7 protein-coding genes are annotated in these 9,056 nt (G+C 70.8%); 3 read left to right on the top strand and 4 right to left on the bottom strand.

Annotated elements, in window-relative coordinates:
- Positions 1–5: 5 nt before the first annotated feature.
- Genes LRG07_RS13150 through LRG07_RS13135 form a run of 4 tightly spaced genes read right to left on the bottom strand, consistent with a single transcriptional unit; the run spans position 6 to position 4,221 of the window.
- A complete protein-coding gene (locus LRG07_RS13150; RefSeq protein WP_201169807.1) occupies positions 6–1,034 on the bottom strand; it encodes a M14 family metallopeptidase in 1,029 nt (342 codons plus the stop codon).
- Positions 1,035–1,060: 26 nt separating this feature from the next.
- Entirely contained in the window at positions 1,061–2,491 is a 1,431-nt protein-coding gene (locus LRG07_RS13145; RefSeq protein WP_201169810.1) for a glutamate-cysteine ligase family protein, read from the bottom strand.
- Positions 2,492–2,507: 16 nt separating this feature from the next.
- Positions 2,508–3,194: an N-acetylmuramate alpha-1-phosphate uridylyltransferase MurU gene (murU, locus tag LRG07_RS13140; RefSeq protein WP_201169813.1), complete on the bottom strand. Its 687-nt coding sequence runs from the start codon at positions 3,192–3,194 to the stop codon at positions 2,508–2,510.
- A 1-nt stretch (position 3,195) separates the two neighbouring features.
- A complete protein-coding gene (locus LRG07_RS13135; RefSeq protein ID WP_201169816.1) occupies positions 3,196–4,221 on the bottom strand; it encodes an aminoglycoside phosphotransferase family protein in 1,026 nt (341 codons plus the stop codon).
- A gap of 106 nt (positions 4,222–4,327) precedes the next feature.
- Between LRG07_RS13135 and LRG07_RS13130 the strand changes: the two genes are divergently transcribed.
- Genes LRG07_RS13130 through pdxA form a run of 3 tightly spaced genes read left to right on the top strand, consistent with a single transcriptional unit; the run spans position 4,328 to position 9,011 of the window.
- Positions 4,328–6,715, top strand: coding sequence for an LPS-assembly protein LptD (locus tag LRG07_RS13130; protein WP_201242974.1), 2,388 nt, complete (start codon positions 4,328–4,330; stop codon positions 6,713–6,715).
- Between the two features lie 5 nt (positions 6,716–6,720).
- Positions 6,721–8,004: a peptidylprolyl isomerase gene (locus LRG07_RS13125; protein ID WP_201169821.1), complete on the top strand. Its 1,284-nt coding sequence runs from the start codon at positions 6,721–6,723 to the stop codon at positions 8,002–8,004.
- Positions 8,001–9,011: a 4-hydroxythreonine-4-phosphate dehydrogenase PdxA gene (gene pdxA, locus LRG07_RS13120; RefSeq protein WP_238642623.1), complete on the top strand. Its 1,011-nt coding sequence runs from the start codon at positions 8,001–8,003 to the stop codon at positions 9,009–9,011. Before LRG07_RS13125 ends, pdxA begins: the two co-directional genes overlap by 4 nt.
- Positions 9,012–9,056: the final 45 nt, after the last annotated feature.

Genomic DNA, 9,056 nt, shown 5'->3' with positions numbered 1-9,056 from the left:
CACCCTCAGGCGGGCTCAGCCGCCGGCGGTGTGCCCAGGCGGACCGGCTCCATCAGGTAGCAGAGTACATCCTGACGGATGGCCGTCGTATTGCAGGCGAGCATGGCCGGCATCGCCGGACGGCGCAGGCGGATCGTCTCACCATCGCGCTGGAAAAACTCCGCCGCCGCCTCGCGCCCGTCATTGTCCTCCACCGTGAAGAACGCCCGGGACTCCGGCGCAACCCGGGCGAACACGGTCCCCTCGGGCAGATCACGGAAATTGCACCGCTCCAGATCGTCCATCAGCTGTAGATCCGCCCCGCGCGCCTCGCCGAAACCGAAGCTGCACTGCTCCGGAATCCGCACCGCAGCCACCGTGTGATAGACCGAGATATCCGCGGGCACCCCCTGGGGCAGGCGGGAGAGGTGTAGCGCGCTGGAGATCAGTTCGGCGGCGTGATCCGCCGCCCCGGGGCTGCCCGGCTGCCCGCACTCCACGGTGACCGCCGGCGCCAGCCGGGCCATGGCCAGCGACTGTACCCCTTGAGGCCGCGTGAAGTAGACCACCGTGCGCGAGAACAGCGCAGCGAGCTGAAGATACGGCCCCTCGAGGCGATTAACGCAGCCGTAGTGCGGGTTCAGCCCGGTGTTGTTGTGCACATCGATGCTGGCGAAACAGCCCCGCGAGCGTACGCGGGCCACCACCTCGGCGGCGAGGTGCTGTTCCGGGCTGTCGGGCAGGCTCGTCCCCGGCCACACCCGATTGTAGTCGGGCTGTTCGGGGAGACGGCGGACGCCGTGCCGGGCTGCACGCACATTGCCGATGAACAGCAGCAGGGTCCGGGGCAGCGGACGCCCCTGGAAATCGGCCAGGACCTGCCGCACCGCCTCCCAGCCGGTGGTCTCGTTGCCGTGGAGCAGGACGGTGACGAAAAGCGGCGGTTCACGGCGCCCGGGCACCTCGATCAGGCTCGGCCCGCCGAGGCGCTCCTCCAACTCGGCGGGCCCTGCGCGGAGCAGTCCTTCCGGCAGTCCCTGGTAGGTCTTCAGCATGGGCCGATCGCCCTCCTGTCTGGTTTCTAAAGCGGCCAGCGATGAACCGGTTCACCGTCGGCAGCTCGATCCAGGTAGGCCCGCGTCAGGGCCTGGTTGTCGTCGCCGTGGCGCTCCATCCAGGCGAGCTGCCAATCGGCGCCGGTGCGCCCGCTGGCCACCCGCTCCTCCACCACGCGCAGGTGCGCGGTGGCCTCGGCCTCGGCCACGCCGGCCCGTACCAGCCCGCGGCGGGCCTTGGGCAGCAAGCGCTCGGCGACCAGGTCGCCCAGCCGGCCGAACCAGCCGTCCAGCCACTCCACCTCGGCGTCCAGGCCGTAACGGGCGGCAGCATAGAAGTTCTGCTCAGCGATGTGGAACGGCAGCTCCTCCACCAGCCCTGGGCGGGATTCGGCCAGCTCGGCCACCGCACCGTAGAAAAAGGCGGCGTTGGCCAGCACGTCGGCCAGGGTCGGGCCGGCGGCCATCACCCGATGCTCAAGACGCAGCTGGCACCGGCCGTCGACCACGTCCACCAGCGGCCGGTTCCAGCGCCAGATGGTGCCGTTGTGCAGGCGCAGATGGGCCAGCGCTTCCACCGGGGTGTCCTGGAGCACCGGCAGCAGCACGGGGTGGTGCTGCCGATTCTCGACAAAGAAGCCATAGAGGGCGTCGCGTGCATAGCCACTACCGAACCCCACCCGCGCCAGGGTACCGGCGCCGCGCGGCTCCAGGCGAGTGCACGCCACAGCCTGCTCGAACAGCGGGATGCGGCTCTCCTGCCAGAGGCGGCGCCCGAAGAGCAGCGGCGAATTGGCGGCCACCGCCACCGATGCCGCCGACAGCGCCACCGCCGCATTGAAGAACGCCGCGATGCGCTGCGGCGGCACCTGCAGGTGCAGCTGCAGCGAAGTGGTGGCCGCCTCCAGCATGACGTCGTGACGCTCGGTGCGGAAGCGCTCCGCCCCCTCGATATCGAGAGTCAGCGGCTGGCGCCCGCGCAGCGCCAGCACCTGCTCGTTCAGCGCGGCGTAGCGCGGCGACGGGGTCATGTTGCTCAGGCACAGGTCCGCTTCCCGCACCGAAGGCAGGATACCCACTAGGGCGACCCGGCAGCCGGCCTCCGACGCCGCCTGCTGCGCTCGCGCCCAGCGCCCGGTCAGCTCCGCCTGCAGGGCCTGCAGCGAGGAGCCGGCCAGCGCATGCACGTCCGTGTTGATCTCCAGGTTGAAGCGCGCGAGCTCATTCTCGACGCGCTCATCCTCGACCCGGCTTAGCACCCGATCGCTGACCGGCGCCGGGCGCCCCTGCGCATCCACCAGCCACGCCTCGAGCTCGAGACCGATGCTCGGCGCCCCCTGCGCGACCCGTCCGGCCCGCAGCCACTCGCCCAGCAGCCGGGTCTCGTCCCGGAGCCTCTGGCGAAAGACCGAGAAGTCGTCGCTCCCGAAGCGTGCCCGACCGATCTCCTGTCCCACGTCCGTCGCTCCCTCGCTACTCCGGCGCCGGACCGGCCTCCGCCAGCACCTGGCGGCGCAGCTGCTCGAGCCGTTCCGGCGTGCCGATATCGGACCAGATCCCGGGCCAGTAGGTCCCGGTGAGTTCCCCGCGCTGCGCAGCACTGCGCAGCAACGGCGCCAGCGGGAAACACCCGCGCCGGCACCCGCGCCAGAGGCGGGGGTGGAAGGCGCCGATCCCGGCAAAGGTCAGCCGCTGTCCGCTCCCGGTGGTCACCCGTCCCTGACCGTCGAGGGCGAAATCGCCGTCGGGGTTATGGGCCGGGTTGTCCACCAGCACCAAGTGCGCAGCGACCGAGAGCGAGCGGGGCAGGCGCTGCAGCGGGTAGTCGCTCCAGACGTCGCCGTTGACGACCCAGAACGGGCTGTCGCCGAGTAGAGGCAGCGCCTGGCGGATGCCGCCGCCGGTGTCCAAGGCGCCTTCCGGCTCGCGGCTGTAGTGCACGCGCACCCCCCAGGCGCGCCCATCGCCGACCGCCGTCTCGATCTGCTCACCCAGCCAGGCGGTATTGATCACCACCGTCTCGACCCCGGCCGCGCTCAGGCGCTGCAGCTGCCAGCCAATCAGCGGCATCCCCGCAACCTCCAGCAGCGGCTTCGGGGTGGTGTCGGTCAGCGGGCGCATCCGCTCGCCGCGCCCGGCGGCCAGGATCATGGCACGCATCTCAGTCCACCTTGGCGTCCGGGACCCGCCCCGGCGCCTCCGCCAGGGCCCGCACCTCGTCCACCAGCGCGCGTAGCGCCGGCTCCTCCTCCGCTGCTGCGCGCAGATACTTAAAGAACCGCGGCGCGTCGGCCAGGTAATGCGGCTTGCCGTCACGGTAGGCCAACCGGGCGAAGATACCGAGCACCTTGAGGTGACGCTGCACCCCCATCCACTGGCAGTCCGCCCAGAACAGCTCGAACGCCCACGGCACGGGTACGCCGGCCTCGAGCGCCAGGCGGTGATAGCGCTGAAGGGTGGCCACTTCGCGTTCGCGCGGCCAGCTGATGAAGGCATCGCGCACGAGGGAGACAGCATCATAGGAAACCGGCCCGTCCACCGCGTCCTGGAAGTCCAGCACACCAGGCAGCGGCGCACAGTCCATCAGATTGCGCGGCATGTAGTCCCGGTGACAGAACGCCCGGCTCTGGGCGGCAAGCCGTTCGAGCAGATCGTCCAGACCGCCGCCAAGGCGCCGCCGGGCTTCCGCGGCAGCCACCCCGCAGCAGTGCGGCAGGTACCAGTCGGTGAACAGCTCCAGCTCCCGGCGCAGCCGCGGGGTATCGTAGGCGGGCAGACCGGCCACCGGCACGGCAGCCTGGGCGCGGACCAGGGCGTTGACGGCAGCGTCGAGCAGCGGCTGGGGGTCGGCCCCATCCTGGAATGCCTGCAGGTAGGTGCGGCGGCCCAGGTCGGTGAGCAGCAACAGGCCCCGCTCCTGGTCGGCGGCCTCCACTCGCGGTGCGTGGACCCCCGCAGCAGTCAGCAATCCGGCGACGTGTACAAAGGCCGCCACGGACTCGGGCTGCCCCGGGGCGTCCATGATGATCCGGCTACCCCCGTCGGGCAGCTCGATCCGGAAGTAGCGGCGGCTGCTGGCGTCGGCCGCCGCCGGCGTCAGCGCCGGCGGCTGCGCGGCATCGAGCTGCCACCGAGCCCACTCGCGCGCCTCGGCGGCGCGGGCATCATCCCAGGCCAGTGCGTTCATCCCTCCATTGCGCGCCACGGCGGCGCCGATTGCAAGCCGTCGTGCGTTGCCACGCGCCCCCCCGTGTGCCAAGGTAGCGGCGCTCGCCGCCGGATCGCAACGAACCGTGAACCGTTCACTCCCACTCACCGCCGTCCTTGCGGCAGGCCTGGCCGCCTCCGTGGTTGCAGCCGCCGATGCGGACAACGTCGAAGAGGCCCGTGTCCCCCCCGGCCACATCCCCAGCGACCCTGGCGCACTCCGGCAGATCCAGCTTTGCGGCCCCCCACTGGCGCCATCCCCCGACGCCGTGGACCGCACACGGCGCAACCACCCCGACACACCCCTGATCCTGGATGCCGAAGCCATCGACGCCGATGGCCTGCGCGCCCTCTACCGTCTGCGCGGCGACGCTGAACTGCGCCGGCTCGATCAGCACCTGCGCGCGGAGAACCTCGATCTCGACGAGGCGGCGGGTCGCGCGCGCGTGCCTGGGGCCTTCGCGTACTCGGAGTCCGGCCTGCACCTATGGGGCACGGCGGGGCGCTTCGACCTCGACGAAGACCGCATCGAGGTGGACGGCGCGGAATTCCGGATCCATCCGCACATGCACGGCGCCGCCCGGCACCTGGTCTCCACCGGAGCGGAGCAGACCCGGCTAACCGACCTGCGCTACTCCACCTGCCCGCCGGGGGATGAGTTGTGGTGGCTGCACGCCGGGTCGCTGGACCTGGATCACGACGGCGGCCTGGGCGAGGCGCGCCACGCGCGGGTGGAGCTCGGCGGCATCCCCTGGTTCTACACCCCGTATCTGCAGTTCCCCATCGACGACCGGCCACGCACCGGGATCCTGCCGCCGAGCTTCGGCCAGTCCGATACCGACGGTGGCTATTTCACGCTGCCGGTCTACGTGCGCCTGGCGCCGAATTACGACCTGACCCTGCAGCCGACCTACTACTCGCGACGGGGGGTTCAGCTCGGTGGGGAGTTCCGCTATCTGCGCCCGAGCTTCGATGGCGAGCTGTCCGCGGAGTACCTGCCCGACGACGACGTCTACGCCGATCAGCTGCGCGAAGACGGCGAGCCGGAGATCGATGCCGAACGCTGGGCCGTGGACTGGTCCCACCGCGGGGATCTACCCTACGGCGTCGACTACCAGGTAGACGTCGAGCGCGTCGGCGACGTGGACTACCTGAGGGACTTCTCATCGGATCTGGTAGGCAGCAGCGATGCCGAGCTCGAGAGTCGCGCCCTGGCGCGGCAGTCCCGCGGCGATCACGAGTGGGAGGCCGAGCTGCAGCACTGGCAGAACCTGCGCCCGGACGACCGCGACGACCCGTACCGGCGCTGGCCCGCGATCGGCTACCAGCACACGCCCGGGGTGCTGCCCGGTGGCGTGGAGTACCGCCTGGAGGGCGAGGCGGTGCGCTTCGAGCTGCCCGAGGGTCCCGAGGCAGAGAATGACGAACAGCGCCCGGTGGGACGACGCTACCACGTCAACCCGCGGATCTCCTGGCCCCTGCAGCGCCAGGCCTTCTTCATCGAGCCGGGGCTGAGCCTGCACCACACCCGCTACGACCTAGATCGGGCCGGCGACGCCCCCGGTGACGAGCAGCTCAGCCGCACCGTGCCCATCGCCAGCCTCGATGCCGGCATCTTCCTCGAGCGGCCGTTCCAGCTCGGCAACCGCCCTTTCCTGCAAACGCTGGAACCCCGGGTGTACTATCTTTACGCCCCCTACCGCGACCAGGGGGACTACCCGGACTTCGACACCAGCGAGCGCGGCAACACCGTGGCGCAGCTCTTCCAGGAGAACCGCTTCTCCGGCATCGACCGCATCGGTGACGCAGACCAGATCACCGCCGCGGTGACCACCCGTTTCCTCGACATCGTCGATGGCCGCGAACCGTTACGCGCGAGCATCGGCCAGGTCTACTACCGGGAGGATCGGCGGGTGACCCTGGACACCGACCCGGACGACCCGGCCCTGACCCGCAGCAGTTCGGACATCTTCGCCGACGCCGAGCTGCGCCTGCCCGGCGGGCTTTCGGTCCGCGGCGAATACCGCTACGACCCGGAGCGGGAAGTGGCTGCAGCCACCAGCCTCGCCGCCGACTGGCAGTACCAGCCCACCCCGGGCGCCCTGGTGAATCTCGGCTACCGGGTCCGCCAGGAAGCCAAGGACGACGAGGACGATGAACCGGTGCTGGAGACCACGCAGGACCTGATCGAGGCCTCGGCGGTGGTGCCCATCGACGCCCGTTGGCGCGGCGTTGGCGGCTGGCAGTACTCGCGGCTGGAACGGACGAACCTGGAAGTGGTCGGAGGAGTGGAGTACCGCCAGTGCTGCTGGGCGGTGCGCGGTGTCGCCCGGCGCTTCCGCCGCGGCGCGGCCCGGGAAGTGGAAAACACCTTCATGCTCGAATTCGAGCTCACCGGCCTGGGCCGACTGGGCCAGGACACGGCATCCTTCCTTGAAGACGTGGTGCCCGACTACGACGAAACGGTATTCTAGACCCCATGAAGATTCGAGCCTTTCTCTGCGCCGCAACCCTGCTCGCCGGGCTGCCGGCCCTGGCCGCCAGTGAGACCCTGGACCGCATCGTGGCCGTCGCCGACCAGGAGGTCGTGCTCGCCTCGGAGCTGGAACAGGAGATCGAGCAGATCCGTGCCCAGTTCTTCCAGCGCGGTCAGCAGCCGCCACCGGCGGACCAGCTGCGCGAGCAGGTTCTCGAGCGCCTGGTGATGCAGCGCTTGCAGATGGGCCATGCGCAGCGCGCCGGCATCCAGGTAGACGACGCCACCCTGGACGCCGCCATGCAGCGCATCGCCGCGCAGAACAACATGACCCTCGCTCAGCTGCGCGACGCCCTCGCCCAGGAGGGGATGGACATGGCCGGTTTCCGTGAGGACCTGCGCGAGCAGATCACCGTCGAGCGACTCCAGCAGGCCGTGGTCCAGCAGGAGGTCGAGGTCTCGCCGCAGGAGATCGACGAGGCCGTCGAGGCGGCGGCGGCTCGGGATAACATGGAGTACCGGGTGGCGCACATCCGCATCGGCACGCCTGAGGGCGCCTCCTCGGATGACCTGCGCGCCGCCGAAGAGCGGGCCGGCGAGATCCGCGCCCGTGCGGTGGACAGCGACAGCGACTTCGCCACCCTGGCCGAGACCTTCTCGGATGCGGCCACCGCCGGCGAAGGCGGCGAGATCGGCTGGCGACTGCCCGGCCAGTTGCCCTCGGCCTTTGCCGACGTCGTCGAAGGCATGGAGCCGGGCGAGGTCAGCGAGCCGGTCCAGGCGGCCGACGGTTTCCATATCGTCAAGCTCATCGACCGGCGCAGTGAAGATGCCCAGATTGTCGAGGAGACCCGCGCCCGCCACATCCTCCTGCGCCCCGGCGACGGCATCGAGGTGGAGGACGTCCGGCAACGGCTGAACAGCTTCCGCGAGCGCATCGACGAGGGCGAGAGCTTGGAGTTCCTCGCCCGGCAGTACTCGCAGGAGCCGGGCGCCGAGGCCAGCGGCGGGGACATCGGCTGGACCCGCAGTGGCCAGCTGGTCGCCTCCTTCCAGGAGCAGCTGGATGAGCTCGAAGTGGGTGAGGTCAGCGAGCCGTTCCGCACCGAATACGGCTGGCACATCGTCCGCGTGGAGGATCGGCGCGAGCGCGACGTCACGGACGATCGCCGCCGCGAGCGCATCGCCCAGCAGATCCACGAGCGCAAGAGCCAGGAGGCCCTGGAGCAGTGGCTGCGGGAGCTGCGCGAGGAGGCCTACGTCGACTACCGCCTGGGGGGGTCGTGAGCGACGGCCGCCCGCGCATCGCGGTCACCTGCGGCGAACCGGCTGGTATCGGCTACGAGCTGGTAGCCGCTGCGGCCATGCGCAGTCACGCCGCGGAGCTGGTCGCCATCGGCGATCCGGCGCTGCTGCGCGAGCGCAGCCGCGTCCTCGACGCCCCCGAGCTGGCCACCCCGGCGTGGTCCCCCGAAACGCCGCGGGCGGCCCAGCGTGCCGGTTGCCTGCCCGTGGATCCCGTGCGGTTGGCCCGCCCGGCCCACCCCGGGACGCTGGACCCGGCCAACGCCGAGGCGGTGGTCGCCAGCCTCAGGCGGGCGGTGCGGCTGGCCGCCGAGGGTCAGGTGGACGGCATCGTCACTGCTCCGGTCCACAAGGGGGTGATCAATGACGCTGGTATCCCCTTCTCGGGCCATACCGAGCTGCTCGCCGAGTTAACCGCCACCGAGACGCCGGTGATGATGCTGGTCGCCGGGGAGCTCCGCGTGGCCCTGGCCACGACGCACATGGCGCTCCATGAAGTGCCGTCGGCGATCACCCCCGAGCGGCTGGAGGCGGTGATCACAGCGCTGCACCACGACCTGGTCGACAAGTTCGCCATCGCGGCACCGCGCATCCTGGTCACTGGCCTCAACCCCCACGCGGGCGAGGGTGGCCACCTGGGCCGCGAGGAGCTCGAGGTCATCGAGCCGACCCTGGAGCGACTGCGCGACGCCGGCCTGCTGGGGCTGGTGGGGCCTTTGCCGGCGGATACGGCCTTCACGCCGCGCTCGCTGGAGGGGGCCGACGCGGTGCTGGCCATGTACCACGACCAGGGTCTGCCGGTGCTCAAACACGCCGGCTTTGGCCGGGCGGTGAACGTCACCCTGGGGCTGCCCATCGTGCGCACGTCGGTGGATCACGGCACGGCACTGGAACTGGCCGGGACGGGACGGGCGGACGGCGGCAGCCTGCAGGCGGCCATCGAGCTGGCGGCCGACCTGGCGCTGCGCCGTCAGCACCGGCCGGGCTGACCGCCCCACCGCCGCAGGGCGGGACAAGCGGGCCTACACGAGATC

It is taken from the genome of Halorhodospira sp. 9622 (assembly GCF_022228025.1).
In the GTDB taxonomy this organism is placed as follows: domain Bacteria; phylum Pseudomonadota; class Gammaproteobacteria; order Nitrococcales; family Halorhodospiraceae; genus Halorhodospira; species Halorhodospira halophila_A.
This window is presented reverse-complemented; position numbering and strand designations above follow the sequence as displayed.